We start from the raw sequence: 25,117 nt of genomic DNA on the forward strand, positions 1-25,117 counted from the left end.
CGGCCGGGACGGTCGGCCCCCGACTGTTGGCTATTCGAGGTGGGTGAAGTGTTTGCGCATGGAGTCGTCGCAGTTGAGGACGGTGGCGTGCGCGTTGGTGGTGATCCGGTCGACGATGGCGTCGGCGAGGATCTTCTCTTCCATCCGGTCGTGCCATTGACCGGGCGGCAGCTGGGTGCAGTAGATCGTTGAGGTGGTCTTGTGGCGCCGGTCGATCAGGGTGTGGAGTTGCTGGACCTGGGGCCGGCTCGGCGGTGTGAGGAACCAGTCGTCGATGATCAGCAGCTCGACCTTGACCAGCGTGTCGAGGCATCGTTTCTTGTCGCCGGTGCGCTCAGCGATGGTGATCCGGTCGAACAGTTCATCGGCGGACAGGTAGAGCACTCTGCGGTACTGCTGGCAGGCCTTGTTCCCCAGGGCGCAGGCGACGTAGGTTTTCCCGGCTCCGGTGGGTCCTTGCAGGATGACGTCTTGGTGTTTGACCAGGTAGGAGCCGATCGCCAGCCGGCTGATCAACTCGGCGTCGACGCTGCGTCCGGGCATGGCCTTGAGGTCGGCGATGTCGGCACCGGGTTGCGCGAGGCCGGCCTGCCGGCGGAGTCGGTGCAGCTTGCTGTCACGGCGCCGTTCGTATTCCCAGTCGACGGCCTGCTTGACCAGCTCTGGGCCGTTCAACGGGGCCGCGGTGGTGGTGTCGGCGAGGTTCTCGAAGTACTCGGCCATCCCCGAGAGCCGCATGGTCTTGAGCCGGGTGAGGGTTTCGATGTCGATCATGCCCGGCTCCCGTAGTAGTCAGAGCCGCGGACGAACCCTGCATCACCCAGCGATGGCGGCGGCGGGGTCGGGACCGGTGTCCATCCAGCCCATAGCTTCTTGATCAGCGTGTAGGACGGCGCAGGGGTGGCCGCCAACGCCCTGCCGCAGGTGTCCTCCAGCCGGGCCATACCGCCCGACCTCTTGGCCAGCGACATCACCCCCAGGCATGACCGGTAGGACTGCTCGACGATCTTGCGTGAGCCGAGGATCGCCCGGATCGCGGCCTGCGTGTTCGGTCCGACGGTCGCGGCCCACTGCTCGAAGCGTTCCGGTGACCAGTCCACCAGCCGGCTCGCGTGCGAGGCCGGCATGTGCGCGGGCAGGGTCGAGTAGCGGCCCCTGACCCCCTTGAACCGCGGATGGGACGCGACGCGTTCGACGCCATCGAACACCTCCACGATGCTGGAGGTGACCCGGACATCCAGCGATTCACCGATCAGCCTCGCGGGGACCGAGTAGAAGTTCCGGTCGACCTGGACGTGATAGTTCGGCCCCACTTTCGCCTTGCGGAGATCGGCCAGCTCGAATCCGATCGGCGGCAGCGGCATCAGGAGCGGCTTCTCGTCGCGTTCGAACACCACCAGCCGGGAGTCCTCCCGCTTCTGGAACGGGCGGGCGTTGATCGCGGCGACCTCGTCGAAGATGGCCTCGTTCAGCTCCGCCAACCCGACGAACTGACGATCACGCAGTATCGCGGCGACCTGACCTGCGACGAACCGGACGCTGCCTTCGACCACCGCCTTGTCGCGGGGACGTTTCACGCGGGCCGGGATGATCGCGGTGCCGTAATGCTCCGCCAACTGGGCGTAGGCCGGGTTCAACGCCGGCTCGTACCGGTCCGCCCGCGACACCCCCGTGCGGAGGTTGTCAGGCACCAGCAGACGACCCACGCCCCCGAACTGCTCGAACGCATGCACGTGGCCCTCGATCCACGACGACAGCGTCATGTCGGTGAATGCCTCCACATAGGTGTAGGCGCTGAACGACAACGCCGCCACGAACACCCACGCCTGGGTCGGGGTCCCGCTCAGCGGATCAGCGAACCACATCGGGTCCCCGGCCCAGTCGACCTCGACCGACTCCCCGGGGCTGCGCTGGATCCGCATCGACGCCCCCGTCGACTTAATCCAGCGGCGGTACTGTTCGTTGAAGAACGAATACTGGTACGGCACCTCGCCCGTCGAGCGGCACTTCGCCACGTACTCGTTCCACAACACCAGCAATGTCACCGACGGCCGACCCAGCTCCCGGTGCACATACTCGAAATCTGGTGCAGCCCGCCCAGAGTCCGGCCTCACCGGCTCCGGCAGCAACAGGTGGCGGACCTCCTCAGCCCCGAGGTCCGCCACCTGCCCGAACCCGACACCAGCCGAGTCCGCCGCCGTGAACACCCCCGCCACCGTGTTACGTGAACACCCCAACGCGTCAGCGATCCCGCGCTGGCTCACCCCCTCAGCACGAAGCTGAAGAATCCTCTTGTAGTCGACCATCGAAGGCGACCCCTCTCGTCACGACCGTGCCCCAACGGCACGGACCCGACGAACGTCCCACACGCGAAACCGCGGCCGACCGCGGCGTCACCATGGCTCAGCCGTCAACGGAACACTGGCTCACCCCACAACGGAACACCGGCTCTCACCCAGCGCAATATGCACGTGAGTCATAGTAGTGATCGTCTGGATGTGTATTGATGGAGGGTCGTAATGGCTAGGTTCGTGACGATTGAGGGCTATGATGGAGCCGGGAAATCATCGCTCATTGGAGCTCTAGCGCTTCTTCTCCCTGAAGCTTCCTTTCGTGTCGTTGGACGAAAGGGCGAGCCCGAGCTGCTCGATATTTCAACAGCTATTGAGCGAGAACTCTTGCGACCCGGGCCAGAGACGGAGATGACACTGCGAATCGCGCTCGAGTTGGAGCGGGAGCGAGTCATATCACGGAATATTGCAGAGGGGCATATCGTTGTCTGTGACCGCGGCATAATCAGCCTCATGGCATGGTGCAAATACTTGGATTTGGCTAGTAGACTATATGAACCCCTGTTGGAACGACTACTTGATTATCGTCGGGACTCGGTGAACATCGTCTGCCAGGCCGACTTTGAGACTTGCTGGGGGAGAATCGAAGAACGGGCAGACAAATCGCGAAAGGAGCGAGAGGGGAAGGACCTCAACGAAGAATACTTCAAGATGTATCACCAGACCGTGCTCGAGTCGGCAAGTGCTGGATTGGATGTCGTCACAATTGAAACCGAAGGCTTGAGTGTGCTGGAGTCGGCGCGTCAGGCTGTTCAAGCCCTGAAAATTCGTGGCATAGTCTGAAGCCAGCATGTCCGCGTCACTTCGGCCTTCTTGGCGCAGACGTCGCGAGCACTCTTCAAGGCCTCTCAGCCCGCCATCTTAACCAGTCGAATGGGATCTTCAAGCAGTTCTGGTCCCACAGAGTACTCGTTGACGGTGGGACCGCTGCGATCCCATCCGGTGAACCTAATGACTCTTGTTTGGGAGTCTTCCGCTCGCGGTGCAAGCTTGCGTTCAAGAAGACTCGCGAACCGGCGCTCGTGTGTGGAGACGATGAGCTGTCGACGAAGCCGAAGGTGTCTACACAAGTCGGCGAAGCCGAGCACGTTGACGTCATCCATTGACTGAACCGGGTCATCGAGGAGCAGGAATGGCAGTCCGCGCTCTCCAGAGGAGAGACTCATCGCTATGAAATACGACAGGGCCACGATGTTGGCCTGCGATGTGGAGAAGATTAGGAGTGGGTCTGCGGAGACGTTTTCGATCTCGTCGATCACCAGAGGGCTGGTGGTCCCTTTTCGGTAGTAGGTATCCAGCTCGAAATCGACTGTCTTGAACGCAGGGTGGGGGTCGAGTCTCTGATAGATGTTGGCGACCAGCGGTTGGATTGACCGCAGTCGAGCCTCAGTCACCTCAACACGAGCTTCGACGGTCTGCTCTGACAGCGCTTGGAGCTTCTTGGCTCGCCCCGCTTCCGCGGCGAGGCGTTCACCTGCTGAGGCTAGGGCGGTCTTCAGACTGCGGAACTCTGCGTTTGCGCGATCTACAGCGCCTTGGTCGGACTGCTGATCGAACGTCTCCAACAGGTCATGCAGCGTCCGGCGAACTCGGCGGCAGTACTCCAAGGCTGGACCAGCGAAATCAACGAACGATTCCGCGCGCGCGTGCTCGAATTGCACCACCTCGTTGTCGCCGTTGACGTCGACCATGGCAGCGCGGGCCGCATCCTCGACGCCGCGAACTTGTCGCCAGCGTTCAGCCTGCTCCTCTGCTGTGTCGAGTCTTGCTTGGGCCTCGGTTGCGATAGCTGCGTCGCGACTGAACTGATTGTGCAGTTTCGTGAATTCCTGTTCCAACTGGAGAATTGTTCCGGTCGATTCCGCCCGCTCACGAAGTTCGCGCTCCACGAGTTCGCGGTCGATGGCCTGCCTACACACCGGACAATGATCCGCCAGCATCGGCACGGCCAGGGCGGCGAGTTGGGCTACCTCGGCCGCAGCCTTCCGGGCGGCATTCAGACGTCCTTGAGCCGCCCCCCGCAAAGCCTCGGAGGCGTCTTTTGCTAATTGTGCGCGTTCGGTTACATCCCGTAAATCGTTGAGTTGTTCTTCCGTCGGACATTGAAGGAGGCCCGCACGTAGTCTTGACGCCTCGCTCATCAGCATTCGCGCTGACTCGATCCTGTCTCCCGCGTTGCCGAATGCTACCGCTGCGAGGTGAACATCGTCGGGACCCTCGAGACTCACTAGGTCTCTATTGACAAGTACACCGGCGGGATTGGCCAGCAAGATGTCGAACGTCTCGCTTCGCAATGCGGCAACTTGGGGCCGACTTGCCAGCCGCGCTTCAGCGGCTAGGGAACGGACCTCAGCTTGCTTCAAGGCTTCAGCGAGCCGGGCTCGCTCACTGCTCGCGTTCTTCTCGCGCTCAGACGCCTGCTTGGCCACTGACCTGATGGCGTCCTCAAAGTCCTCCAGTGCTCGAAGACCAAGGATGGTGCTCAGCTGTCGATACCGATCGGAAGGCTTCGCTTCGAGAACTCGCCTCATCACGTCTTGTTGCATGAGGCCTGACGTGGTCAGTGCAGATTCGAGCGTCAGATCCGTATCGGGCAGCAGGATGCTCTGCAATACCGACTCAGCCTCGTCTCCGAACAAGGGAGGTTCGCCCTCCCGGCGCAGTTCCAGCGTGCTCCCTCCTTGGTCACCGGTGCGTCGCACGGTCGCGGAGCCTGATTCAAGCCTGAGATCGATCTCGACGGAAGCCTTGTGCCCGAGCCGGTACTGATTCACGATGTGCTCGACGTTGCGTCGCGCGCGCAGACCCTCCAGACGCTCAAGGCGTCCAAGCAGCCCCCACTGCAACGCGTCGAAGAAACTTGTCTTTCCGGTTCCGTTTGGTCCGGTTATGACTACTGCTGTCGCCGACAGGTCGAACTCGCGAAAGTCGCGGAAACCCCGGAATGATTCGACGCGAAGGCCGTCGATCATCGGCTCAAAGGACGTCATCGAGTGCGGCCCCCTGTTCAAAAGCGGTGATGGCACGGTGAGCAAGGTCTTCATCGACGCCGCGGGAGATCAGTGCCCGCAGCAGAGAGTCGACCGGATCGGTCTGTCTGACAGACGTCGCTGGCGCGTCAGGAGTGACGAAGGGCGCCAGAGCATGACCAACCGCCTCCAGCGTTGCATCGACGCCGGTGTGCGCGATGCGCCGCAGGCGTGAAGTGTCGTAGTTGATCGCATAAAGAGCACGGGTCATGTCGTCGTCCTCAGAGGACTTATCTTGAGTCAAGAGCACCAAGTAGGTGTCCCATTTCTTCGGGCCCAGGGTGGCCGAATCGAGACGTTGTGCGATTGCGTCGAAAGCCACGGACTCAGCAAGAATCAAATCCGGGATAGTGTTCGTCGCTGCCACGGCTACGACAAAGTAGGCGTTCTCCGCTAGGATCAATCCGATTCCCTGCTTGATGGTCTCGACGTGGAACCCGTGGTGCGACAACACAGCATGGGAAAGACGGAGAAGCTCTTCGTCCGAACGAACAGTGGGGAGGGAACTGTTCATGACGCAATCACCTCATCAGCGTGCCGAATATCGGGCACAAAAGACAGAGGGCCACTGATGATGTCCAACTCGTCAGCTACGCCGAGAATGTTGACGGGCAAGGATTTCGGCATCGGAATCGGCCCGATTCCGCCAGCAACGACGAACAGTGGAGAACTTTCGCCCCGGCTGGCGTGATCGTACAGTCGGCTCTCGGCCTCCTCCACAAGCCGACGAGTCGGCATGGTCTGCGTCGCAATCAATAGTTCGATGGGACCCTGGGCCGTCTCAAGTATGTGGGTGTGAGTGAGTCGCGCAGAATCGCCGACAAGGTGGCCTAGGGCGATGAGGGCCCTGCCGAACTCAGAACTCTTCATAACGGCCTGACCAACCCGCGGGTTAATGTCGACCGCCCGGGCCCATTGAAGGACGGTTAACGGATCGCACTCAAACAGCCCTTTGATGGCCGCCTCAAGGTCCGTGGCGAGGGAATCGTCAGAAGATACGCTCATCCTGTGCTCGCCGAGCCGAGCACTGATGTACGCCGCAGCGAGCTTCTCCGTGAAAAGGTCAGCAGTCGCTGGGATCTTGTGATCGTCGCGGAGGTCTGGCGCGACCGCTTGCCACTGGGAGTGGTCCCAATCCGCATCGATTCCTGGTGCAACGACGCGTATGTTGTTAAGTTGGCCGACCTCACAGATAGCATCCTCGATGCGCTTCTTCACGTACCCAGCGACGTCTCCGATGCCTATGAAGACCACGACAGCGCTGCCCAGCCTTGCACGGGTTTGCTCCTGCACCCAAGCTGGAGGGTTGTCGAGGTGATTGCTTGTTACGAGCAGTGAGTCCGGCCTTGAGGCGCAGCCGTGCACCTTAAGGACCCAAGGCGGGGTTACGCCGGCCAGGTCGATGTGGTTCGTGACTGTCGGGAGCCGTTCTTCGCCCGCTCCCCGCTCAATGCAATTGTCCCAGTTCGTGGTAAGCACGTCGATCGCACCTTCCAGCATGAGATGCGCCAAGACTCTGTGGGCGTAGCCAGGCCTCGCAGACTTGAAGTTGGCCGACTGAGCTGAGGTCTGGCGCAGCGCCTCCTCGCCGCCTGGCAAGGTAGCAACAGCATCTGCAACAGCGAGAAGATCCGACGGCTCGACTGTCGCAAGAACAGGAAAGACACCTGCTAGCTGCTTGTGAACCGTCGCCGCTAAGGTCGCACCTGTCGGGAGGTTTGTTGGTTGCGACAGACTGATGCCTGCGCCAGCGTAGATCACGAGTTTGCCTGCGGACAGGATTCGCGCGGCTAGTGCGACGGCATACGGCGGAACGCCAGCTGAGATCGGGGATGGGCAATGTCGCACTCAGCCGATGCTAGAGGAAACTGATCAACGGTGACGCTACTCTCAGTTTTCTCGACCCATGTTGTGTGCGCTTCGCGGACAGGCATGGGCGGAGCTGTGCTCCAGCACTCACAGGACATGCCCTTGGTGGGCCATCTCAGGACGTTCGACCATCAAGCATGACAGCGAAGTCACGACTCTCGGCACGGACCCTGCCGTCACAACCCACGGGAGATCCGTGATGCCACGCGGCTCGAGTGCAGTACCGGGATGATCCTTACGGCGAGACCCCTTGCGGCATCGCAGCGCGGCTGTCCACGGCCAGGGGGTGGCGTCCGTTATGCGGGGTGACGGGTTCGTCCGTCCGTCATCAGGAGGCCGCCATGAACCCCGAGCCCCGTCGCCAGTCATCGGTACAGACCTGTGGTTCCAGTGGGCCGTCGCCCACGGCGGCGGGTCTGACTGCCAGCAAGTCGTTCGACGCCTACGCCCGCGGCTACTACGGGACGACCGACGCCTACCCCGAACTCTTGCCGCGACGCGAAAGCACCGACGTCCGCCCTCCAACAGGGGCTGCGAACACCGCCTCCGCGCGGGCATCGCTCGTTGATGGCGCGATCGGATGCCGAAGCGGAAACTCGCTGCCTATGTCGACCCCTTTGAGTGTCCTTGACCCGGAGGGACGGATCGTGTCGAGACCCTTGACGCCGGAAGCCGCCGAGTTGGAGTCCATCGCAACCCCTGTTGCGTCCCCGAGGAGAGTCCGGCAGCCACATGCCTTCCCGATCCCGACCACATGGTTCCGGCTGTGAGTGAACCCGAACTCCCGCTCCCCGACGTTCCGCTCATCGTCGAGGACCTCCTCAACAAGGCGATGCAGCTTGCCGACTCCGGCGCACCGAATGAAGTGATCGAGGAGATCCTCGACCACATCGCCGCCCTGAAGGAAGGCCGCGTCTGATGGCTGGCTATCGGAGGCCGGTCAGTGACGCCGAAAGGGCCGCAGCCGCAGAGGCTCGACAGTCCACCCTGGACAAGCTCCACACTCAGCTCAGCGACGGCATCCTCGCGCTCAACGACCCGCAGGCGTGGCAGGCCTGGCTGAAGTTCTCCAGTCAGTTCCACCGGTACTCGTTCGGGAACAGCCTGCTGATCATGCTTCAGGACCCTCAGGCCACCCACGTCGCTGGCTACCAGGCGTTCAAGGCCATGGGGCGCCAGGTGCGCCGCGGCGAAACCGGCATCAAAGTCCTCGCCCCGATCACCCGCCGAGAACCCCGCCTCGATGACACCGGCCACCCTGTGCGCGACGACCAGGGCCGCGCCGTGCACCGGACACACGTCGTCGGCACCAAGCCCGTCACGGTGTTCGACATCCGCCAGACGGACGGCCCTCCTCTGCCTGACCCCAAGATCGGCGAGGCCGTCCTCCTCACCGGACAAGCCCCCGCGGGGCTGTGGGACCGACTGCAGGACCTCCTCGGAGAACGCGGATTTGTCGTAGGTCGCGGCTCGGACCTCGGTGGCCCGAACGGCTACACCGACTTCGGCCGGCGGCTCGTCATGGTCCGCGACGACGTCGACGACGCCCAGGCTGTCAAGACCCTCGCCCACGAAGTCGGACACGTACTCCTTCACCAGGCCGAAGGCAGCCGCGACTGCCGCGGGATCGTCGAAGTCGAGGCCGAATCGGTCGCGTACATGGTGACTAGTGCCCACGGCCTCGACTCCAGCCAGTACGCCTTCAACTATGTCGCTGGCTGGGCACTCAACGCCGTGACGGAGCAACATGACCTTGCCGACATCCTCCGCAGCACCGGCCAGCGCGTCATCGGCGCCGCCGACCTCATCCTTCAGGCCACGCAGCCAGCTCCGGCCATCACCGACACGGCGCTCGATGCCCTCGAAGGCGACATCCGCATCCAGACCGACCCGAAGCGCTGGGAGGCAGTCTCCGTGACCCCCTTAGCCACCCCGGAACCGGCACCCACAAGCGCTCCGTTCGTGTCAGCCGCGGTGGCTCGCTGATCGTGTGGGTGTGCTGAGCTGCGCATTCCATCGGCCACCTCGCCCATCCCGGGGGCATGGCGACGTCGGGCGTTGAGCACCAACGCGGCGGACGCCGCTGGTCGACACCTCCGGGGTCCTGCTTCCGAGCCTCATTGGGCCCCAGCCGGAGCAACGTCTCCGCGTGAGGCCCAAAGACTCCCGCCGGTCGCGAATGCCGACATGCGGGCTGCGAGTTGAGCGTCGCGTTCAGCTGCCACGTGTTGGTATCGCATGGCCATGTTGGGTGTGCTGTGCCCGATGCGGGCTTGGAGTTCGGCGAGGGTTGCTCCGAGTTGCGCGGCCAGGGTCGCGCTCGTGTGGCGCAGGCCGTGGATCGTGAGTCCGGGCATGTCGATCGCGGCCTTGCCCTTGTCGTGCGCCTCCCGCAGCACACTGTCGTTGAGAGGGGAGTGGCCGTCGCCAGCGGGGAACAGAAGCTCATCCCGCTTGCGTGTGGGCTGCTTCTCAGCCCACACCCTGAGGGCGGGAAGCAGGTGCGGAGGAATAGCCACCGACCGGATGCCGGCGTTCGTCTTGGGTGGACCGATGAGCAGCTGCCCCTTGAGCCGCACGACGGCTTGGCGGACGTGGACCACCCCCGCGTCCAGGTCGAGATCACGCACCCGCAATCCCCGCACCTCGCCAGAACGTAACCCGCACCATCCGGCCAGGAGCAGTGGCACTCTCCGTTCCTCTGGCACTGCGGCCAGGTAGCGGTTGAGTTGGTCGACAGTGAGCACCGCGATCTCGCGCGCTCGCTGCTTCTGCCCACCTGCCTTCACCCGGCAAGGGTTGTCATCAAGGAGCCCATCCTCGATCGCTTCCTTGAAGATGGACTTGAGCAGTCCGTAGGCGTTCGCCTGTTGGGTCGGGGTGTGATTCATCCCGGCGTACCAAGCGGCCACCTCAGTCGGCGTGACGTCGCCGAGCTGCCTGCCAGCCCACGTTGGCAGGATGGCCAGACGAAGCAGCTTCTCGTAGAGAGCGACCGTCGCCGGCCGAAGCCGTCGACGCCCCACGACCGTGGCCGCGTACGCGCCCAGCAGCAGGGGGGCCTCGCGAACCTGACGAGCCGGTGGTCTCCACTCTCCGCGGCTGATGAGCCGTTCCTGTTCGACCAGCCAACCCTCGGCGTCGATCCTCGCGACGAACGTGACCGGGGCGCTGTGCCGCCTCGTGTCAGGACCGGTGTAGCGAGCCCTGAACCGCCCGCTCGGAAGCACGGAGATCTCACCGAAGCCTCGCTTGGCCTTGACCCGTCGGCTACCCATGATGCGCACCCCCCGTCGCGCTTCGTAACGGTCGTCCAGTGAGTCTGGGGGACAGGGGAAGGCAGCCAGGGGGTACGCGTTCCCCACGCAGCTGGTGTCGTGGGGAATATGTGGGGAATGAACACCCACTCTTGTCCATCTGTGTCCATGAGAGTCCACCTCCGACAAGGACCGAAGTCCTTGTCAGAGGGGATTTCACGTAGTCAGAGGACCATACATCGTTGTGTCCGAGAGAGGACTTGAACCTCCACGCCCTTTACGGGCACTAGCACCTCAAGCTAGCGCGTCTACCTATTCCGCCACCCGGACGAGTGGTGATCCCCCAAGGGGGAGCGACAAGGAACTCTAGCAGGCGCCCGCCGTGGTTGCACAAATCCGCCTAGGCTGGGGGAGAGGAGGGCGCCACCATGATCGTCAACGCAACGTTCGAGATCGAGATCACGCCGGAGGAAGGTCTGCTGCCCGGCACGCGACGCTTCGAGTTCGCCAAGGTGTGGACCGGTGAGGCAGAGGGCGCCAGCAGGGGGATCATGTTGTCGGCCGGCAACCCTGCAGACGGCACGGCCGGCTACGTGGCGCTTGAAGTGTTCGAGGGACGCATCGGCGGGCGCACCGGAAGCGTGGCGTTCCAGCAGTTCGGTTCGATGCGTGACGGGGACCAGCAGGTGCGCTACGAATTGGTGCCCGGGTCCGGCACAGGGGACTTGGCCGGCGCCGTCGGCATCCTCACCTTGGAGATCGACGCCGAGGGCGTGCACCACGTCGCCTTCGACCTCGTCTGAGCGGGCCTCACCGGTAGGCGTTCGGCCCACCCGAGATGTCGTCGAGGGCTGACACGATCGGCGCAACCAGCACTTTGTCCTCGGCGTCCAACAGTTCCGCCAATTGATCCGTCGTGCGGGGCCCGACAAGGGCCGAGGCCACCTGGGGGGCGTCGCGTACCCACAGCAGCGCAACCTGGGTGGCGGTGAGGCCGAGCCCCTGCGCGGCGTGGGCGACTGCGTCGACGATGGCCGCCGAGCGCGGCTGGAGATACGGTTCGAGGAACCACCCGAAGTGGTCCGACGCCGCCCGTGAGTCGCGCGGAAGCCGTCCGCCGCGATACTTCCCCGTGAGCGTGCCGCGGCCGAGTGCGGACCAGGCCAGGACACCCATCCTGTGGTGTTCGGCCGCGCCCACCACCTCCACCTCGGCTCGCCGGGCCAGCAGCGAATACTCCACCTGGACGCTCGAGATCGGCGTGCGCGCCCGGTCCGCTGCCTGCCAGGTGGCCGCGGTCGCCGATTGCCAGCCCACGAAGTTGGACACCCCGACGTAGCGCGCCATGCCCCGGCTCACGGCGGAATCCAGGGCAGAAAGCGTCTCATCAAGAGGCGCCTCCCCCCAGGCGTGCACCTGCCAGAGATCCACGTGATCGGTCTGGAGCCGCCGCAGTGACTGCTCGAGGTCGCTCAGCAGCGCGCCTCGCGAGGTGTCGATGATGCGCCGCCCGTCGCGGATGACGAAGCCGGCCTTGGTGGCGATCACCAGCGAATCGCGCGCGAGGCCCGCCGCCAGGGCCTTGCCGATCATCTTCTCGGCCACCCCGGCGCCGTATGCGGGCGCGGTGTCGACGAGATTGCCGCCGCCGTCGACGAAGTCCGCCAGCAGGTCACGGGCCGCGGGCCACTCCACGTCCCGGCCCCAGGCCATGGTGCCGAGCCCGAGGCGGGAGACGTGAAGGCCTGAGGCGCCAAGTGGTCTGAGCTGCATGAGGCCCGACCCTACGCGGAGAGGACGCCGGTGAGGATCAGCACCGAGACCACTGCGGCCAGGATGAGGCGGTAGAGCACGAAGATCCGGAAGTTGTGCGTCGAGATGTAGCGCAGCAGCCAGGCGATGACGGCGTAGCCGATGAAGAATGCCAGCACCGTGGCTGCGATGGTCGGGCCCCAGGCCGTGGTCTGGTCCGTCCCGATGTCCTTCAGCTTGTAGAGCCCGGAGCCGAACACAGCGGGAATTGCCAGGAGGAAGGCGTATCGGGTGGCGGCCTCACGCGTGTAGCCCATGAAGAGGCCACCGGAGATCGTCGCGCCCGATCGCGACACCCCCGGGATGAGGGCCGCGGCCTGGAACAGTCCGAACAGCACACCGTCGCGCCAGGTCAGCTGCCGGAGCTCGCGGGTATTCTGCGCCCCCATCGTGTCGGCGACGGCCAGGAAGATTGCCACCCCGGCCAGCATCGCCACCGTGATCCACAGGTTGCGTAGAGAGGTGTCGATGGCGTCCTGGAAGAGCAGCCCGAGGACGACGATCGGGACCGAACCGAGGATGACCATCCAGCCCATGCGGGCGTCGGGGTCCGATCTCTCGACGGTGCCGCGCAGGCTGCCGACCCAGGCCTTGATGATCCGCCAGATGTCGTGGCGGAAGTAGACCAGTACTGCCGTCTCGGTGCCGAGCTGGGTGACAGCCGTGAACGCAGCCCCTGGATCTCGGCCGTCGAACAGCAGCTGACCGACGATCGACACGTGGGCGCTGGAGGAGATGGGCAGGAACTCCGTCAGGCCCTGCACGATGCCCAATACGATCGCCTCGAACCACTCCACGTCACAGTCCCTTCGTCAACGACGGCGCCACTGTACCGTCGGGGCGGCTCCCACCGCCGACTACGCTGGCGCCCATGACGAAGGTTGTCCTGATCCGGCACGCACGATCCACGGCCAACGCGGACGGGGTGCTGGCGGGCCGGATGCCCGGGGTCTCCCTCGACGAGGTGGGTCGCGGCCAGGCGCGCGCCCTCGGGGAACTCCTGTCCGAGGCCCGGATCGCGGCGGCCTACACCTCACCCATCCAGCGCTGCCGCGAGACGGCCGCCCTGGCGGGTTTCCCCGACGCGACCGTCCTCGACGGCGTGAGCGAGTGCGACTACGGGGTGTGGACCGGTGCGAAGCTCGCGGCGCTGAAGGACGAGATGCTGTGGGCGGACATCCAGGCCACACCGTCGGCGGTGTCGTTCCCGGGTGGTGAGTCGATGATGGAGATGTTCGCTCGGACCACCGAGGCCGTGGCCGAACTGGCGGAGCGCCACCCGGATGAAGACACGGTCGTCGTGTTCTCCCATGGGGACCCCATCAAGGCCATCCTTGCCCACGCGTTCGGCATGCGGCTCGACGACTTCCAGCGGGTGCACGTGGGTCCCGCCGGGGTCAGCGTCGTGGAGTACCTGGCGCACAGACCCACCGTCCTCTGTGTCAACGCCGGCGGAAGTCTCGCAGGGCTCCTGGCCATGCACGCGGCCCCCGTCGTCGGTGGCGGCGACGTCGACCCCCCTCCAGCGCACCGCGGCTAGGCTGGGCGTCATGCTGATGGAGTTCAACAGACCGGATCGCTGCGTCGTGGGCACCATCGGGCAGCCGGGCAACCGACTGTTCCTCATCCAGGTGGCGCAGGGCAGCCGCCTCGCGGCGGTTGCGCTCGAGAAGCAGCAGGCACGGCTGCTGGGCGTGCGGGTGGGCGAGGTGCTGGACAGGCTGGCCGAGCTGGGCCACGACGTCCCCGAGGCGGGCGCCTCGGCGGACATGGGCCCCCTCGACGCTCCCGTGACGGTGGCCTTCCGTGCGGCGGCGATCGGCCTGGCCTGGGACCAGGAGCGCGGCAGGCTGGTGCTGGAGTTGTTCTCCGAAGAGGCCGACGAGTCCGGCGAGAGTTCGCTGCTGCAGGTCCTGCTCACCCCCTCCATGGCCAGAGAGTTCGCCTCGCGGGCCGAGCTGGTGGTGGCCTCAGGCCGTCCTGCCTGCCCGGCGTGCGGTCAACCGGTGGACCCCGAGGGTCACATCTGCCCCCGCTCCAACGGTTATCGGGGACCACTCTTCACATGACCGGGCCGGTGGGTGACCTGCGCCTTGTGGGGCGGCTTGTTGACGCCTCCAACGCCACGTTCCTCGCCGTGGACGGGCAGGACACGCGCTGGGTGTACAAACCTGTCGCGGGAGAGGCCCCGCTGTGGGACTTCCCGACGGGGACGCTCGGCCGCCGCGAGGTGGCCGCCTACTCCCTGGCGCGTGAGCTCGCCGTGGACCTGATTCCCCTGACCGTCTGGGTGGACGGCCCCCTCGGGGAGGGATCCGCGCAGCATTGGGTGGAGGGCGGGGCGACCGATCTGATCGACCTGCTCCGCCCCGAAGACCTGACCGAGGCCTGGCTCCCCATCCTCAGCGCCGTCACCGAGGACGACCAGCCAGTGGTGCTGGCCCACCGCGACGACCCCAGGCTGAGGGCGGTGGCCCTCTTCGACGCGCTCCTCAACAACGCCGACAGGAAGGCGAGCCACCTCATCGACCGCGGCGGCTCGCTGGCCGGGGTGGACCACGGGGTGAGCCTCCATGTGGAGGGGAAGCTCCGCACCGTCATCTGGGGTTGGGCGGGGGATCCGCTCAGCCCGGAGGAACTCGATCTGGTGGCCAGGGCCGCGGCCGTGACCGGCCCTCTCGCGCCCGGGTTGGCCGACGAGGAGTGGGGGGCGCTCGTCGCACGGGCCGAGGCGCTGCTGGCCTCGGGCAGCATGCCGGTCCCCGGTGGGCGCTGGCCGGGCATCCCCTGGCCACCGCTTTAGCACTCAACCAAGGCGGTAAGTTGGGCGGCATGTATGCGTGGGCCCCCGTCGCCGTCCCCAGTCTCCCGAAGTCCGAGGGCACCGTCCCCGAGTCGCTCAGCCTGTATGACACCGCCACCCGGCAGCTCGTGCCGGTGGGGCCTGCTGGCGGCACCGCGCGGATGTATGTCTGCGGCATCACACCCTACGACGCCACCCACCTGGGGCACGCCAACACCTACGTGGCGTTCGACATGGTCAACCGCGTCTGGCGCGACCTGGGGCTCACCGTCGACTACACGCAGAACGTGACCGACGTCGACGACCCGCTGCTCGAGCGCGCGGCCGCAACCGGGCAGGAATGGGAGGAACTGGCGGAGGACCAGATCGAGCTGTTCCGCAGCGACATGGAGGACCTCCGCGTCGTCCCCCCAGGCAACTACATCGGTGCGGTGGAGTCCATCTCGTGCGTGATCGAGCTGATCGAGCAGCTGCTGCCGAGCGGGCTGGTCTATCAGGTCGAGGACCCCGAACACCCCGACTGGTACTTCAACACAGTGGCCGCTGAGGGCTTCGGAGGAGTCAGCCACCTCGACGAGGCCACCATGATCGAGGTCTTCCGGGACAACGGCGGCGACCCCGACCGCACCGGGAAGCGACACCCCTTGGACTGTCTCGTCTGGCGCTTCGCGCGCCCCGACGAGCCCAGCTGGACCTCATCGTTGGGAGCAGGGCGCCCAGGATGGCACATCGAGTGCACCGCCATCGCGCTGCGCTTTCTCGGCCCCGCCTTCGACGTGCAGGGTGGCGGGTCGGACCTCGTGTTCCCTCATCACGAGATGTGTGCGGCCGAATCGATCACCGCCTCACGGGAACCCATGGCCGAGGCGTTCGTGCACTCCGGCATGGTGGGCCTCGACGGAGAGAAGATGAGCAAGTCGAAGGGCAACCTCGAGCTGGTCAGCCGACTGCGCCACAGCGGAGCGGACCCGATGGCCATCCGTCTCGCGCTGCTCGACCACCACTACCGCACCAACTGGGACTGGACCCGCGACCAGCTGGATTCGGCCACCTCCCGCCTGGAGAGGTGGCGCGGGGTCCTCAACAACGCCGCCGCCCTGCCGGCGCAGGAGACCATCGACGCGATGCGGATCGCACTCCGCTCGGACCTGGACACCCCCGCGGCGCTCAGCGCCGTGGACACCTGGGTGGCCGCCAGCCTCGCGGTGGAGGGCGATGACACCGAGGCGATCGGCCAGATGACCACCGCCATCGACGCCCTCCTGGGCATCCGCCTGTAGGCGGTAGGCTGCGCGTCGTGAAGTCCTTCGACCAACTCTTCGAGCAGCTGACCGAGACCGCCCGCACCAGACCCGAGGGGTCGGGGACGGTGGCCCGGCTGGAGGCCGGGGTCCACGGCATCGGCAAGAAGATCGTCGAGGAGGCCGCCGAGGTGTGGATGGCCGCCGAGTACGAGTCGAAGGAACAGGCCGCCGAAGAGATCAGCCAACTGCTCTACCACCTTCAGGTGATGATGCTGGCGCTCGATCTGGACCTCGACGACATCTACCGCTACCTCTGACGAAGGCACCCACGTGAGCACAGACCGCCTCCTCCGCATCGCCGTCCCCAACAAGGGCGCCCTCGCCGAGCCGGCCGCCGCCATGTTGCGCGCCGCCGGCTACCGCCAGCGCACCGACGCCAAGGACCTCACGCTCATCGATGCGGACCACGGCGTCGAGTTCTACTACCTGCGCCCCCGCGACATTGCTGTCTACATCGGCCGAGGGGACCTCGATGTCGGCATCACCGGCCGCGACATGCTGCTGGATTCGGCGGCCGCCGCCACCGAGATGATGTCGCTGGGCTTCGGCGGCTCCCGCTTCCGGTTCGCGGCGCTCGGAGGCTCCTCGATGACTGTCGCGGACGTCCACGGCAAGCGGGTGGCCACCTCCTACCCTGGCCTGCTGCAGGTCTACCTCGACGAACTGGGCATCCAGGCCGAGATGGTCAAGCTCGACGGTGCCGTGGAGTCGGCGATCCGGCTCGGCGTCGCGGATGTGGTGGCTGACGTGGTGGACACTGGCACCACGCTGAAGCGCGCCGGCCTCGAGCTCTTCGGCGACTCGATCTGCACCTCTGAGGCCGTTCTCATCCGCCGGGCCGGAGGGGAACTGCCGCCCGGCGTGGCCGGCCTCGAGACGCGCCTCACGTCCGTGCTCGTCGCGCAGAACTACCTGATGATGGACTACAACGTGGCGCAGGAGGATCTGGCGGCCACCACCGCACTGGCGCCGGGCGTCGAGGGACCCACCGTGTCCGCGCTGGCCAAGGACGGCTGGTGCGCGGTGCGGGTGCTCGTCCCGCGTGAAGGGGCACACCTGCTCATGGATCGCCTCTACGAGGCGGGGGCCCGCGGCATCCTGCTGACCGAGCTCGCGGCGTGTCGCCTGTGACCGAGCGGCCGCTTCCGGAGCGGTTGTCCTACACCAGCCCCCCGGCGTTGATGACCGGCGTGGTGCTGTCGGTGATCCTGATGTCCTCAGCCCTGTTCGGGTGGTGGGCGCTGGGCAAGGAGATCCGGGACAGGGTCACCTGGCCGCAGGCCGGCACCCTGCTCTTCTTCGTGCTGCTCATGGTGGGCCTCATGCTGTCCATCGGCTACTCGAGGCTCTGGGCCAACGAGGACGGGGTGACCGTCCGGAACGGGTTGTTCCTGCGTCGCTACCGGATCGACGAGGTGGCCGGCGTCCGGTTGCGCCCGGGGGACGCCTGGTCGTCGCTGCTGATCAAGGGCGGGCACGAGATCCGCCGCCGCCCGGTCCTGGCCATCCAGTTCCTCGAGGGCGAGGCCGCCCAGCGCAAGGTGGTGGAGCTTCGCCGTTGGCTCGTGGACCACGGGGCCACCAGCCGCGACGTGGACCCCAGCCTGCTCGACGACCTCGGCTCCCCACCGGAGCCGGCCTGAGTCACATGATGCCGCGCTTGCGCAGCAGGGCCTCGATCTCCGCGTCCTCGGGGTCCACGCCCTTCTGAGCCGCGGGCTTGGACGCCTGCGCGGCCGGCTTGGAGGTCGGGGCGGGGGAGGCCACCTGCGAGCGCGTGCCCTGCGCGGCCGGCTGCTGGGGCGCCGACGGGGCAGCGGGCTTGCGTGTCTTCGGCAGGAACGCCGCGATCACGATCAACAGCACGCCGCCGAGGAACAGGCCCAGGCCCCAGCTGGTCATCACAGTCCAGGGCGTGCCCATCAGCCAGTCGATGAACGCGCGGATGCCGTCAACGATCACCTGGGTCAGGCCTGTCAGGTAGAGACCGACCGGCAGGAGCGCCCAACCGAGGCCCATCACTGCGGGGCGCGCTCGGCGTGAGCGCGCCGTCACGCCCGCGGCGATGGCGAGGATCACGATGGTCAACCCGATGGTGAGGAGCAGCGACAGTGGCATGCCCACCAGTCTGGCACACGGCCCTGGCTGCGTCGTGAGCGATAGGCTCGGACCATGCCCGAGCTGAGATCCCTAGCCCAGCCCAGCGCCCGCTTTGCGGGCGACGACGGCGCGCCCGACCCCGTCGTGCGATCTGCCATCGAGCGTGCCACGGAACAGGCAGGCTACGCTCGCGCCCTCGTTGCCCTGTGCGCCAGCCGGCTGCTGCTCCCGGTGATCGCGACGGGGGATGAGACCGATCATCCGGACCCGGACCGCCATGCCGAAATGGCGGCCGTGACGCTCACCGACGACTCGGGCACCTACCTGGTCGCCTTCACCGGCTACGACTCCCTGCGCGCTTGGAACAACGAGGCCCGCCCGGTGCTCTGCCTGCTCGACGAGCTGGCCGCGACGGTGATCCCCGCGGGGGCCACCCGGCTGCTGCTGGATGCGGCGGGGCCAGTCCCATTCGTGATCGAGGGCGACACGCTGGCCTCGCTGGCCGACGGAAACGCGCTTGTGGAGCTCGATAACGGAGACTTCGCCTGGGCCAGAACCGCCTGAGCGGCCGCTTTTGGAGTTTCTTCCGGCCCCGGCGTAGACTGCTGCGAGTTATCCGGCGGCCTATGCTGCCGCGCAAAAGTGGAGTCGTCACTCCCACCCGAGCTGCCCTGGTGGCCGGGTCGCCCCAGGCGAACGGTCGTGTACCGTGCGTCGGCGTTGTGGCCTCCGCATGCGCGGAGGTCTTTTTCGTCGGTGCCCACACCATCTCTCACTGGAGGACCCATCAGCACTGAACCGCGGATCAATGATCGCATCCGAGTACCCGAAGTCCGGCTCGTCGGCCCCAAAGGCGAGCAGGTAGGCATCGTGCGCGTCGAGGACGCCTTGCGTCTGGCGGCGGAGAACGATCTGGATCTTGTCGAAGTGGCGCCGATGGCCCGTCCGCCCGTTGCCAAGCTGATGGACTACGGCAAGTTCAAGTTCGAGGCTGCGCAGAAGGAACGCGACGCCCGACGGAACCAGTCGAACGTGAGCACCAAGGAGATGAAGCTCCGGCTCAAGATCGATTCGCACGACTACGAGACGAAGAAGGGCCACGTCGTCCGGTTCCTCAAGGCCGGAGACAAGGTCAAGATCACCATCATGTTCCGGGGGCGCGAGCAGTCCCGCCCCGAGCTCGGAATGGATCTCCTGAAGCGGCTCGCCGCTGATGTGGCCGAGTACGGCTACGTGGAGTCTTCCGCCAAGCAGGACGGCCGCAACATGCTGATGGTGCTCGGCCCCACGAAGAAGAAGACAGAAGCCAAGGTGGAGCAGGCCGCAGATCGCGACCGTCGCATCGCCGAGCGCCTCGAGCATGCCGAGCAGGAACGCAAGATGGAGGCAGAGCTGCGCGCCCAGGCGTCTCCCTCGCCGAAGAAGCATCGCGGCCCGGCAGACAACATGGACCCAGACATCGATCTCTGACGAGATCGAACAGAAGAAGAAAGCGAGCCAACCATGCCGAAGATGAAGTCGCACTCCGGCGCGAAGAAGCGGTTCAAGACGACGGGGACGGGCAAGCTGCTGCGCCGTCAGGCCAACCTCGGCCACCTCAACGAGCACAAGTCATCCACCCGCACCCGCCGCTTGGCCGGCGTCGAGGTGGTCTCGGCTCCTGACGCCAAGAAGATGCGCAAGCTCCTCGGCAAGCACAAGGGTCGCTGAGCGATTCCCCCGGCGCCACCGCCACCTCCCACCTAGACCATTCGTCGGCGCTGCCGACCACATCCAAGGAGATCCCCCATGGCACGCGTGAAGCGTTCTGTGAACGCGCATAAGAAGCGTCGTGAAATTCTCGAGCAGGCCTCCGGCTACCGCGGTCAGCGCTCGCGCCTGTACCGCAAGGCCAAGGAGCAGCTCCTGCACTCGGCCACCTACGCCTACCGCGATCGTCGCGCCAAGAAGGGCGACTTCCGCCGCCTGTGGATCCAGCGCATCAACGCCGCCGTCCGCGCGGAGGGCATGACCTACAACCGCTTCATCAACGGCCTGAAGAACGCTGGTGTCGAGGTGGATCGCAAGATCCTGGCCGAGCTGGCCGTCAACGACACCGCCACGTTCAACGCGCTGGTCGCGGTCGCCAAGGATCACCAGCCCGCAGCAGCCTGAGAACTCCTCAGTGACGATGGAACCGAACGTTGCCCCTGGCCTCCCCGCCTCGGTGCTGCGTTCGGTTCGTCGTTTGACGCAGCGCCGGGGCCGGGACCTGTCGGGGACCTTCCTCGTTGAGGGTCGCCAAGCGGTCCGGGAGGCGTTGGCCGCGGCGCGAGTCGTCGAGGAGGTGATCGTCGACGATCCCGCCAAGCACGCTGATCTTCTCCAGGGGATCGCGGTGCCGGTGTGGCAGGCCGACGAGCACGCCATGAGGCAGCTCAGCGACACGGTCACCCCGCAGGGCATCGTAGCGGTCTGCCGGCAGCTGAGCTTCGGCTGGGACGCCCTGGAGGGCGCTCGGCTGGTGGTGATCTGCGCGCAGGTGCGGGACCCCGGCAACGCCGGCACCGTCATCCGGTGTGCCGATGCCTTCGGCGCCGACGCCGTGATCCTCACCGCCGGAAGCGTCGAGATCTACAACCCCAAGACCGTCAGGTCCACGGTGGGCAGCCTCTTCCACATGCCCATCCTCACCGGCGTTCCCCTGTCCGAGGCCGTCGCGCGGGTCAAGGCGATGGGGTTGAAGGTCCTCGCGGCCGACGGCGACGGGGCACCACTGGACCTCAAGGCCGCCGCCGGTGAGCTCAGCGGTCCCATCGCCTGGATCATGGGCAATGAGGCGTGGGGACTGCCGCCGGAGGATGCCCGGCTGGCGGACGAGGTGGTCGCCGTGCCAATGTGGGGGCAAGCGGAGAGCCTCAACCTCTCCAGCGCGGCTGCGGTGTGCCTCTACGCCACCGCATCTGCGCAACGTCGAACCGGTGAAGAAGGAGGACCCGACGATGTCCGGGCCCAATGACAACTTTGATCCCAAGCAGGTCGCTGCCCTCAATCCGGATGCCATCGACTCCGCCGTGGCGGCCGCCCTGGCGGCGATCGACGCGGCCACCACCACCGCCGAGCTGAAGCACGCCCGCCTGGACCACGCGGGCGACGCCTCGCCGCTGGCGTTGGCGAACCGTGAGATCGGCGCCCTTCCGCCTCAGGCCCGCAAGGAGGCCGGGCAACGGGTGGGGCAGGCGCGCGCTACCGTCGCGCGGGCCTTCGCGGATCGCCAGGCCGGCCTTGCGGCCTCCGAACTCGAGGAGGCGCTCGTGGCCGAACGCCTTGACATGACGCTGCCTGTGGAGATGGGCCCCCGCGGGGCTCTGCACCCCGTCACGTCCCTCATCGACGAGATGATCGACGTATTCGTGGGCATGGGCTGGGAGGTGGCCGACGGTCCCGAACTCGAGGCCGAATGGTACAACTTCGACGCACTCAACCTGGCGCCGGACCACCCCGCACGGGCCCAACAGGACACCCTGTGGGTGGACCCGCCGTCGGAGGGCAAGCTGCTGCGCACCCAGACCTCGCCTGTGCAGGTCCGGTCTCTACTCGAGCGTGGCGTCCCGCTGTATGTGATCAGCCCCGGGAAGGTCTTCCGGGCCGATGAGTACGACTCCACCCACCTGCCCGTGTTCCATCAGTTGGAGGGCCTCGTCGTGGACAAGGGCATCTCGATGGCTGACCTGCGGGGGACTCTGGACCACCTGGCGCGGGCAATGTTCGGCGACGTGCAGACCCGGATGCGGCCCCACTACTTCCCGTTCACCGAGCCGAGCGCCGAGGTGGACCTGCAGTGCTTCGTCTGCCACGGTGAGTCCGTCGGCAACCCGGAGCGCCCCTGCCGCACCTGCCGGTCCGAAGGCTGGATCGAGTGGGGCGGCTGTGGCGTCGTCAACCCGCGCGTCCTCACGGCCTGCGGCATTGACGCCGACGTCTACTCGGGCTTCGCCTTCGGGATGGGCGTGGACCGCACGGTGATGTTCCGCACCGGCGCGCCGGACCTCCGCGACTTCGTCGAGGGCGACATCCGATTCAGCCGTTCAATCCTGGGAGGATCCCGATGAAGGCCCCCGTTTCCTGGCTGCGAGACCTCGTCACGCTGCCCGCCGGCGTCACCACCGCCCAGCTCGCAGACCAGTTCACCGCGTTGGGCCTCACCGTCGAGCACATCGAGTCCACCGAGTCGCCCGTCACGGGTCCCCTCACGGTGGGGCGGGTCCTGTCCTCGGTGGATGAGCCGCAGAAGAACGGCAAGACCATCCGCTACTGCCGCGTGGACGTCGGCGCGCACAACGACGAGGCCACAGACGAGCACCCCGCCAGCCGCGGCATCGTCTGTGGAGCGCACAACTTCGCCGAAGGCGACCTTGTGGTGGTGGCGCTCCCCGGCACAGTGCTGCCCGGCGACTTCCAGATCGCCGCCCGCAAGACCTACGGACACGTCTCCGACGGCATGATCTGCTCCCAGCTCGAGCTCGGGCTGGGCGAGGATCACGACGGCATCATCGTCCTGCCCTCCGACGCAGGTGAGCCGGGCGACGACGCAGTCGCGCTCCTGTGGACCGCCGATGAGGTGCTGGACATCGACGTCACCCCAGATCTGAGTTACTGCCTGTCCCTCCGGGGCCTGGCGCGGGAGGCCGCGATCGTCAACGGGGTCTCCTTCGAGGATCCGTACCGGCAGCACCTGCCTGAGCCCACCGACGGCGGACACCCCGTCGTGCTGGAGGACCCGCGCTGCACGGCGTTCGTGGCCCTCACCATTGACGGCCTCGATCCGGCTGCCGCCACCCCGGGGTGGATGGCGGACAGGCTGAAGGGGGCGGGAGTCCGCTCGATCTCGCTGGCGGTGGACGTGACCAACTACGTGATGCTGGAGTCCGGTCAGCCCCTCCACGCCTACGACGCGGGAAAGCTCCAAGGCCCGATCCGGGTCCGTGCGGCCGCAGCAGGGGAAAAGTTGCGGACCCTGGACGGGCAGGACCGGCAGCTGGACGCAGACGACCTGCTGATCACCGACGACTCCGGCCCGATCGGGCTCGCGGGCGTCATGGGCGGCGAAGACACCGAGGTGTCCGGATCGACAACCACCATCGTGCTCGAGGCAGCGCACTTCCAGCCGGTCTCCGTGTCGCGGACCTTCCGCCGCCACGGACTTCCCTCGGAGGCGTCCAAGCGGTTCGAGCGCGGCGTCGACCCGCAGGTGCCCTACGCCGCCGCCCGGCGCGCCGCCCAACTGCTCACCACCCACGGCGGGGGCGCGATGACAGCCGAGACCGTCGTCGGGTCGGCGCCATCGCCCCACAGGGTGTCGTTGCGCTCCGGACTCATCCCCGCCGTGCTGGGGACGCGCGTGGATCAGGACGAGAGCGTCCGGCTGCTGGCGGCAAGCGGGGTGTCCGTGACTTCGCTGGGCGATTCCCTGACGCTGGAGGTGCCGAGCTGGCGCGGCGACCTCGTTGACCCCTACGACATCGTCGAAGAGGTCGGACGCCACATCGGCTATGACCGCATCGGACTCAAGCTCCCCATCCCGCCCGTGAGCCGCGGGCTGGCGCCGCGCCTGCTCCATCGGCGGGCCGTGCTGCGGGCCATCGCGGCCCTCGGCTTCACCGAGGTGCTGTCGCTGCCCTTCGCCTCGGTCGAGGAGCTCGATCAGCTGCAGATCCCGGCCGACGACCCGACCCGGCGGCTCATCCGGTTGGCCAACCCGCTGTCCGAGACCCATCCCTACCTGCGGACCTCCCTGCTGCCGGGGCTGTTCGCCGCCGTGGCGCGCAACACCTCCCGCAGCCTCACGGACCTCGCGCTGTTCGAGCAGGGCAAGGCGTTCTTCGAGGGTGGCGAGCCCGCCGCACCGCGTCCCGGTGTGGCGCACCGACCGTCTGATGAGGAGATCGCCGACATCGACGCGGCCATCCCAGCGCAGCCGCACACGGTGGCCGCGGTCGTCACCGGCAACTGGAGGCCCGCGGGATGGGCCGGCCCTGCTGTCGCGGCGGACTGGACACACGTGGTGGCCCTCGCGGAGCACGCCGCCGCGGCCGTGGGTGCGCGGCTGTCGCGGCGCAACGTGGAGCGGGCGCCATGGCATCCGGGTCGCTGCGCTGAGCTGTCGCTCAACGGGATCGTGTTGGGCTACGCCGGCGAGGTGCACCCAGCGGTGGTCGCGGCTCTGCGGCTCCCCGAGCGAACCGCGGCTGTCGAGTTCAACCTGGACCTCCTGCTGAGCCAGGCCGTCTCGGGGGGCGCCATCGGGACTCTGTCGCCGTTCCCGCTCGCCAAGGAGGACGTGGCGCTGATCGTCGATCGCGACGTTCCTGCCGCTGAGGTCGAGTCCGCGTTGGCTGAGGGTGCCGGGGAACTGCTGGAGTCCATCTCCCTGTTCGACGTGTACTCGGGCGATCAGGTGGGCGAGGGACGCAAGTCGTTGGCGTTCGCGCTGCGCTTCCGATCCGACAGGACGCTCACCGACGCGGAAGCCGCAGCCGCGAGGCAGGCGGCCGTGGCGGTCGCCGTCGAACGGTTCGGGGCGGTGCAGCGCGCCTGACGCTCACGCCGGTTC

Annotated in this window: 27 protein-coding genes and 1 tRNA gene; 18 read left to right on the forward strand and 10 right to left on the reverse strand. The window is 66.6% G+C overall.

The genetic code is table 11. The annotated features are described in order from the left end of the window. Nucleotides 1-30: 30 nt before the first annotated feature. Nucleotides 31-774, reverse strand: coding sequence for an ATP-binding protein (locus ACZK39_RS02620; protein WP_463612417.1), 744 nt, complete (start codon nucleotides 772-774; stop codon nucleotides 31-33). Then, complete coding sequence (gene istA, locus ACZK39_RS02625) at nucleotides 771-2,306, reverse strand: IS21 family transposase (RefSeq protein WP_463612418.1); 1,536 nt, start codon at nucleotides 2,304-2,306, stop codon at nucleotides 771-773. Before istA ends, ACZK39_RS02620 begins: the two co-directional genes overlap by 4 nt. 213 nt (nucleotides 2,307-2,519) lie before the next feature. Between istA and ACZK39_RS02630 the strand changes: the two genes are divergently transcribed. Next, a complete protein-coding gene (locus tag ACZK39_RS02630) occupies nucleotides 2,520-3,134 on the forward strand; it encodes an AAA family ATPase (protein WP_463612419.1) in 615 nt (204 codons plus the stop codon). Nucleotides 3,135-3,199: 65 nt separating this feature from the next. Here the strand turns inward: ACZK39_RS02630 and ACZK39_RS02635 are convergent, their stop codons facing one another. Genes ACZK39_RS02635 through ACZK39_RS02645 form a run of 3 tightly spaced genes read right to left on the reverse strand, consistent with a single transcriptional unit; the run spans nucleotide 3,200 to nucleotide 7,141 of the window. Beyond that, a complete protein-coding gene (locus ACZK39_RS02635; RefSeq protein WP_463612420.1) occupies nucleotides 3,200-5,395 on the reverse strand; it encodes an ATP-binding protein in 2,196 nt (731 codons plus the stop codon). After that, nucleotides 5,328-5,894, reverse strand: a complete 567-nt coding sequence (locus ACZK39_RS02640; RefSeq protein ID WP_463612421.1) for a hypothetical protein — start codon at nucleotides 5,892-5,894, stop codon at nucleotides 5,328-5,330. The genes ACZK39_RS02635 and ACZK39_RS02640 overlap by 68 nt, the downstream gene beginning before the upstream one ends. Next, nucleotides 5,891-7,141, reverse strand: a complete 1,251-nt coding sequence (locus ACZK39_RS02645) for an SIR2 family protein (protein ID WP_463612422.1) — start codon at nucleotides 7,139-7,141, stop codon at nucleotides 5,891-5,893. Before ACZK39_RS02645 ends, ACZK39_RS02640 begins: the two co-directional genes overlap by 4 nt. Before the next feature lie 874 nt (nucleotides 7,142-8,015). Here ACZK39_RS02645 and ACZK39_RS02650 point away from each other — a divergent pair. Continuing rightward, the gene (locus tag ACZK39_RS02650; protein ID WP_463612423.1) at nucleotides 8,016-8,168 is read left to right on the forward strand and encodes a hypothetical protein; all 153 of its coding nucleotides are present in this window, start codon (nucleotides 8,016-8,018) and stop codon (nucleotides 8,166-8,168) included. After that, nucleotides 8,168-9,235 carry an ArdC-like ssDNA-binding domain-containing protein gene (locus ACZK39_RS02655; protein ID WP_463612424.1) on the forward strand — a complete coding sequence of 356 codons (1,068 nt, stop codon included), beginning with the start codon at nucleotides 8,168-8,170 and terminating at the stop codon, nucleotides 9,233-9,235. Before ACZK39_RS02650 ends, ACZK39_RS02655 begins: the two co-directional genes overlap by 1 nt. Before the next feature lie 131 nt (nucleotides 9,236-9,366). Here the strand turns inward: ACZK39_RS02655 and ACZK39_RS02660 are convergent, their stop codons facing one another. Together ACZK39_RS02660 and ACZK39_RS02665 are read right to left on the reverse strand one after the other, a co-directional pair. Continuing rightward, nucleotides 9,367-10,527 carry a tyrosine-type recombinase/integrase gene (locus tag ACZK39_RS02660; RefSeq protein WP_463612425.1) on the reverse strand — a complete coding sequence of 387 codons (1,161 nt, stop codon included), beginning with the start codon at nucleotides 10,525-10,527 and terminating at the stop codon, nucleotides 9,367-9,369. 224 nt (nucleotides 10,528-10,751) lie between these two features. Beyond that, nucleotides 10,752-10,836, reverse strand: a tRNA-Leu gene (locus ACZK39_RS02665). A gap of 98 nt (nucleotides 10,837-10,934) precedes the next feature. Between ACZK39_RS02665 and ACZK39_RS02670 the strand changes: the two genes are divergently transcribed. Further along, nucleotides 10,935-11,309, forward strand: coding sequence for a DUF3224 domain-containing protein (locus tag ACZK39_RS02670; RefSeq protein WP_182783848.1), 375 nt, complete (start codon nucleotides 10,935-10,937; stop codon nucleotides 11,307-11,309). 7 nt (nucleotides 11,310-11,316) lie between these two features. On the opposite strand, the gene ACZK39_RS02675 is transcribed toward ACZK39_RS02670, so the two are convergent. Both ACZK39_RS02675 and ACZK39_RS02680 read right to left on the reverse strand, forming a co-directional pair. Further along, the gene (locus tag ACZK39_RS02675; protein ID WP_459054663.1) at nucleotides 11,317-12,279 is read right to left on the reverse strand and encodes an aldo/keto reductase; all 963 of its coding nucleotides are present in this window, start codon (nucleotides 12,277-12,279) and stop codon (nucleotides 11,317-11,319) included. Nucleotides 12,280-12,290: 11 nt separating this feature from the next. Then, on the reverse strand, nucleotides 12,291-13,115 hold the full coding sequence (locus ACZK39_RS02680; RefSeq protein WP_459054662.1) for an undecaprenyl-diphosphate phosphatase: 825 nt from the start codon (nucleotides 13,113-13,115) through the stop codon (nucleotides 12,291-12,293). A 74-nt stretch (nucleotides 13,116-13,189) separates the two neighbouring features. On the opposite strand from ACZK39_RS02680, the gene ACZK39_RS02685 reads away from it, so the two are divergent. Genes ACZK39_RS02685 through ACZK39_RS02715 form a run of 7 tightly spaced genes read left to right on the forward strand, consistent with a single transcriptional unit; the run spans nucleotide 13,190 to nucleotide 18,068 of the window. Next, entirely contained in the window at nucleotides 13,190-13,858 is a 669-nt protein-coding gene (locus ACZK39_RS02685) for an Rv2135c family putative phosphatase (RefSeq protein ID WP_459054661.1), read from the forward strand. A 10-nt stretch (nucleotides 13,859-13,868) separates the two neighbouring features. After that, nucleotides 13,869-14,387, forward strand: coding sequence for an Rv2134c family protein (locus ACZK39_RS02690; RefSeq protein WP_459054660.1), 519 nt, complete (start codon nucleotides 13,869-13,871; stop codon nucleotides 14,385-14,387). After that, on the forward strand, nucleotides 14,384-15,121 hold the full coding sequence (locus ACZK39_RS02695; protein ID WP_463612426.1) for an Rv2133c family protein: 738 nt from the start codon (nucleotides 14,384-14,386) through the stop codon (nucleotides 15,119-15,121). The genes ACZK39_RS02690 and ACZK39_RS02695 overlap by 4 nt, the downstream gene beginning before the upstream one ends. 29 nt (nucleotides 15,122-15,150) lie before the next feature. Further along, entirely contained in the window at nucleotides 15,151-16,401 is a 1,251-nt protein-coding gene (gene mshC, locus ACZK39_RS02700) for a cysteine--1-D-myo-inosityl 2-amino-2-deoxy-alpha-D-glucopyranoside ligase (RefSeq protein ID WP_463612427.1), read from the forward strand. A 17-nt stretch (nucleotides 16,402-16,418) separates the two neighbouring features. After that, nucleotides 16,419-16,682 carry a phosphoribosyl-ATP diphosphatase gene (locus ACZK39_RS02705; RefSeq protein WP_459054658.1) on the forward strand — a complete coding sequence of 88 codons (264 nt, stop codon included), beginning with the start codon at nucleotides 16,419-16,421 and terminating at the stop codon, nucleotides 16,680-16,682. A 13-nt stretch (nucleotides 16,683-16,695) separates the two neighbouring features. Beyond that, entirely contained in the window at nucleotides 16,696-17,556 is an 861-nt protein-coding gene (hisG, locus tag ACZK39_RS02710) for an ATP phosphoribosyltransferase (RefSeq protein ID WP_463612428.1), read from the forward strand. Next, nucleotides 17,553-18,068 (forward strand): PH domain-containing protein, encoded by a 516-nt coding sequence (locus ACZK39_RS02715; RefSeq protein WP_463612429.1) that lies wholly within the window; start codon nucleotides 17,553-17,555, stop codon nucleotides 18,066-18,068. Before hisG ends, ACZK39_RS02715 begins: the two co-directional genes overlap by 4 nt. Nucleotide 18,069: 1 nt before the next feature. Here the strand turns inward: ACZK39_RS02715 and ACZK39_RS02720 are convergent, their stop codons facing one another. Beyond that, nucleotides 18,070-18,543 carry a hypothetical protein gene (locus ACZK39_RS02720; protein WP_463612430.1) on the reverse strand — a complete coding sequence of 158 codons (474 nt, stop codon included), beginning with the start codon at nucleotides 18,541-18,543 and terminating at the stop codon, nucleotides 18,070-18,072. A 54-nt stretch (nucleotides 18,544-18,597) separates the two neighbouring features. On the opposite strand from ACZK39_RS02720, the gene ACZK39_RS02725 reads away from it, so the two are divergent. The 7 genes from ACZK39_RS02725 to pheT all read left to right on the forward strand — a co-directional run bounded on the left by ACZK39_RS02725 (nucleotide 18,598) and on the right by pheT (nucleotide 25,102). Beyond that, nucleotides 18,598-19,089, forward strand: a complete 492-nt coding sequence (locus tag ACZK39_RS02725) for an SseB family protein (protein ID WP_182783868.1) — start codon at nucleotides 18,598-18,600, stop codon at nucleotides 19,087-19,089. A 138-nt stretch (nucleotides 19,090-19,227) separates the two neighbouring features. Next, a complete protein-coding gene (gene infC, locus ACZK39_RS02730) occupies nucleotides 19,228-19,995 on the forward strand; it encodes a translation initiation factor IF-3 (RefSeq protein ID WP_463612431.1) in 768 nt (255 codons plus the stop codon). A gap of 33 nt (nucleotides 19,996-20,028) precedes the next feature. After that, complete coding sequence (gene rpmI / locus ACZK39_RS02735; RefSeq protein WP_182783872.1) at nucleotides 20,029-20,235, forward strand: 50S ribosomal protein L35; 207 nt, start codon at nucleotides 20,029-20,031, stop codon at nucleotides 20,233-20,235. Nucleotides 20,236-20,313: 78 nt separating this feature from the next. Next, on the forward strand, nucleotides 20,314-20,679 hold the full coding sequence (gene rplT, locus ACZK39_RS02740) for a 50S ribosomal protein L20 (protein WP_182783874.1): 366 nt from the start codon (nucleotides 20,314-20,316) through the stop codon (nucleotides 20,677-20,679). Nucleotides 20,680-20,695: 16 nt separating this feature from the next. Further along, entirely contained in the window at nucleotides 20,696-21,523 is an 828-nt protein-coding gene (locus tag ACZK39_RS02745; RefSeq protein WP_463612701.1) for a TrmH family RNA methyltransferase, read from the forward strand. Beyond that, nucleotides 21,507-22,616 carry a phenylalanine--tRNA ligase subunit alpha gene (pheS, locus tag ACZK39_RS02750; RefSeq protein WP_463612432.1) on the forward strand — a complete coding sequence of 370 codons (1,110 nt, stop codon included), beginning with the start codon at nucleotides 21,507-21,509 and terminating at the stop codon, nucleotides 22,614-22,616. The genes ACZK39_RS02745 and pheS overlap by 17 nt, the downstream gene beginning before the upstream one ends. Further along, nucleotides 22,613-25,102 carry a phenylalanine--tRNA ligase subunit beta gene (gene pheT, locus ACZK39_RS02755; protein ID WP_463612433.1) on the forward strand — a complete coding sequence of 830 codons (2,490 nt, stop codon included), beginning with the start codon at nucleotides 22,613-22,615 and terminating at the stop codon, nucleotides 25,100-25,102. The genes pheS and pheT overlap by 4 nt, the downstream gene beginning before the upstream one ends. The last annotated feature ends 15 nt before the right edge of the window (nucleotides 25,103-25,117 follow it).

It is taken from the genome of Tessaracoccus luoxuelianae (assembly GCF_055326245.1).

What these genes read in the sequence shown, in the direction of transcription:
- ACZK39_RS02640 (WP_463612421.1), bottom strand. Translation starts at nt 5,894, where the DNA reads ATGAACAGTTCCCTCCCCACTGTTCGTTCGGACGAAGAGCTTCTCCGT.
- ACZK39_RS02690 (WP_459054660.1), top strand. Translation starts at nt 13,869, where the DNA reads ATGCTGATGGAGTTCAACAGACCGGATCGCTGCGTCGTGGGCACCATC.
- mshC (WP_463612427.1), top strand. Translation starts at nt 15,151, where the DNA reads ATGTATGCGTGGGCCCCCGTCGCCGTCCCCAGTCTCCCGAAGTCCGAG.
- ACZK39_RS02695 (WP_463612426.1), top strand. Translation starts at nt 14,384, where the DNA reads ATGACCGGGCCGGTGGGTGACCTGCGCCTTGTGGGGCGGCTTGTTGAC.
- ACZK39_RS02630 (WP_463612419.1), top strand. Translation starts at nt 2,520, where the DNA reads ATGGCTAGGTTCGTGACGATTGAGGGCTATGATGGAGCCGGGAAATCA.
- rpmI (WP_182783872.1), top strand. Translation starts at nt 20,029, where the DNA reads ATGCCGAAGATGAAGTCGCACTCCGGCGCGAAGAAGCGGTTCAAGACG.
- istA (WP_463612418.1), bottom strand. Translation starts at nt 2,306, where the DNA reads ATGGTCGACTACAAGAGGATTCTTCAGCTTCGTGCTGAGGGGGTGAGC.
- ACZK39_RS02635 (WP_463612420.1), bottom strand. Translation starts at nt 5,395, where the DNA reads ATGAAGACCTTGCTCACCGTGCCATCACCGCTTTTGAACAGGGGGCCG.
- ACZK39_RS02660 (WP_463612425.1), bottom strand. Translation starts at nt 10,527, where the DNA reads ATGGGTAGCCGACGGGTCAAGGCCAAGCGAGGCTTCGGTGAGATCTCC.
- ACZK39_RS02725 (WP_182783868.1), top strand. Translation starts at nt 18,598, where the DNA reads ATGCCCGAGCTGAGATCCCTAGCCCAGCCCAGCGCCCGCTTTGCGGGC.
- ACZK39_RS02620 (WP_463612417.1), bottom strand. Translation starts at nt 774, where the DNA reads ATGATCGACATCGAAACCCTCACCCGGCTCAAGACCATGCGGCTCTCG.
- ACZK39_RS02685 (WP_459054661.1), top strand. Translation starts at nt 13,190, where the DNA reads ATGACGAAGGTTGTCCTGATCCGGCACGCACGATCCACGGCCAACGCG.
- ACZK39_RS02655 (WP_463612424.1), top strand. Translation starts at nt 8,168, where the DNA reads ATGGCTGGCTATCGGAGGCCGGTCAGTGACGCCGAAAGGGCCGCAGCC.
- rplT (WP_182783874.1), top strand. Translation starts at nt 20,314, where the DNA reads ATGGCACGCGTGAAGCGTTCTGTGAACGCGCATAAGAAGCGTCGTGAA.
- pheS (WP_463612432.1), top strand. Translation starts at nt 21,507, where the DNA reads ATGTCCGGGCCCAATGACAACTTTGATCCCAAGCAGGTCGCTGCCCTC.
- ACZK39_RS02745 (WP_463612701.1), top strand. Translation starts at nt 20,696, where the DNA reads ATGGAACCGAACGTTGCCCCTGGCCTCCCCGCCTCGGTGCTGCGTTCG.
- pheT (WP_463612433.1), top strand. Translation starts at nt 22,613, where the DNA reads ATGAAGGCCCCCGTTTCCTGGCTGCGAGACCTCGTCACGCTGCCCGCC.
- ACZK39_RS02670 (WP_182783848.1), top strand. Translation starts at nt 10,935, where the DNA reads ATGATCGTCAACGCAACGTTCGAGATCGAGATCACGCCGGAGGAAGGT.
- ACZK39_RS02675 (WP_459054663.1), bottom strand. Translation starts at nt 12,279, where the DNA reads ATGCAGCTCAGACCACTTGGCGCCTCAGGCCTTCACGTCTCCCGCCTC.
- ACZK39_RS02720 (WP_463612430.1), bottom strand. Translation starts at nt 18,543, where the DNA reads ATGCCACTGTCGCTGCTCCTCACCATCGGGTTGACCATCGTGATCCTC.